The organism is Nocardioides sp. P5_C9_2 (assembly GCF_054049555.1).
In genome coordinates this window covers 1-2,053 of sequence record NZ_JBFUMD010000588.1, presented here as the reverse complement: position 1 = coordinate 2,053, position 2,053 = coordinate 1, and the positions used below count along the sequence as shown (strand labels likewise).

Sequence of the window (2,053 nt, the reverse complement as noted above, 5' to 3'; positions counted from 1 at the left end):
GGCCCCGGTGCCGGTGCTGGTGCCCCGGGTCGTCCCGGTGGCGCTCCCGGTGGCTTCGGCCCCAGCGGTGGCGGTCGCCCCGGCGGTGGCCGTCCCGGCCAGCGCGGCCAGACCCAGGGTGCCTTCGGTCGTCCCGGTGGTCCGTCGCGTCGTGGACGCAAGAGCAAGCGCGCCCGTCGCCAGGAGTTCGAGGCCATGGACGCCCCGACGCTGGGTGGCGTGCGTGTCCGCAAGGGCAACGGCGAGACCGTCCGTCTGCCGCGTGGCGCGTCGCTGACCGACTTCGCGGAGCGGATCAACGTCGACGCAGCTGCCCTGGTGCAGATGCTCTTCTCGCTCGGCGAGATGGTCACCTCGACGCAGTCGGTCGGTGACGAGACGTTCGAGCTGCTCGGCGAGGAGCTCAACTACGTCGTCCAGATCGTCTCGCCCGAGGACGAGGACCGCGAGCTGCTCGAGACGTTCGACCTCGAGTTCGGTGCCGACGAAGGCGAGGAGGCCGACCTGGTCGTCCGTCCGCCGGTCGTGACCGTCATGGGTCACGTCGACCACGGAAAGACCAAGCTCCTCGACGCCCTGCGTAATGCCAACGTGGTCGACAAGGAGGCCGGTGGCATCACCCAGCACATCGGTGCCTACCAGGTCCACACCGAGGTCGACGGCAACGACCGTCGCATCACCCTCATCGACACCCCCGGTCACGAGGCGTTCACCGCCATGCGTGCTCGTGGTGCCCAGGCGACCGACATCGCGATCCTCGTGGTCGCGGCCGACGACGGCGTCATGCCGCAGACGGTGGAGGCGCTCAACCACGCCAAGGCGGCCGGCGTGCCGGTCGTGGTCGCGGTCAACAAGATCGACAAGCCCGACGCGGACCCGACCAAGGTCCGTGGACAGCTGACCGAGTACGGCCTCATCCCCGAGGAGKACGGCGGCGACGCGATGTTCGTCGACGTCTCGGCCAAGGCGGGGCTCAACCTCGACAAGCTGCTCGAGGCGGTCGTGCTCACCGCGGACGCCTCGCTCGACCTGCGGGCCAACCCCACGCAGGACGCCCAGGGCCTCGTCGTCGAGGCGCACCTCGACCGCGGTCGCGGTCCGGTCGCCACTGTGCTCGTCCAGCGCGGAACCCTTCGCGTCGGCGACTCGATCGTGGCCGGTCCGGCGCACGGTCGTGTCCRCGCCATGCTCGACGAGCACGGCCACGAGATCACCGAGGCTGACCCGTCGCGTCCCGCGATGGTGCTCGGTCTGAGCGCGGTCCCGGGTGCGGGCCAGAACTTCATCGTCGTCGACGACGACCGCATGGCCCGTCAGATCGCCGAGAAGCGGGAGGCGCGCGAGCGTGCGGCCATGCAGGCCAAGCGTCGCGTCCGCCGCAGCCTCGAGGACTTCATGGCCTCCATGGAGAAGGGCGAGAGCCAGGAGCTCAACCTCATCCTCAAGGGCGACGTGTCCGGCTCGGTCGAGGCGCTCGAGGACGCCCTCGCCAAGATCGACGTGGGCGACGAGGTGTCGCTGCGCGTCATCGACCGCGGTGTCGGTGCGATCACCGAGACCAACGTCGACCTGGCCGCCGCCTCCGACGCCATCATCATCGGCTTCAACGTCCGGCCCCAGGGCAAGGCGAGCCAGATGGCCGACAAGGAAGGTGTCGAGATTCGCTACTACTCGGTCATCTACCAGGCGATCGAGGAGATCGAGGCCGCGCTCAAGGGCATGCTCAAGCCCGTCTACGAGGAGTCGACCCTGGGTCAGGCGGAGATCCGCGAGATCTTCCGCTCGTCCAAGGCCGGCAACATCGCGGGCTGCATGGTCATCGGCGGTCTCATCCGCCGCAACGCCAAGGTGCGCGTCCTGCGCGACGGCGCCGTGGTGGCCGACAACCTCGACCTGTCCTCGCTGCGCCGCGAGAAGGACGACGCCTCCGAGGTCCGCGAGGGCTTCGAGTGTGGTCTGGTGCTGCGCAACTTCCAGGACATCAAGGTCGGCGACATCGTCGAGTCCTTCGAGATGCGCGAGATCGCGCGCAGCTGACCAACCGAGTCGATCG

1 protein-coding gene is annotated in these 2,053 nt (G+C 69.2%); it reads left to right on the top strand.

Annotated elements, in window-relative coordinates; all coding sequences use genetic code 11:
- The coding region (gene infB / locus ACXJKL_RS19960) for a translation initiation factor IF-2 (protein WP_457208739.1) at positions 1-2,037 on the top strand (2,037 nt) is incomplete at its 5' end.
- Positions 2,038-2,053: the final 16 nt, after the last annotated feature.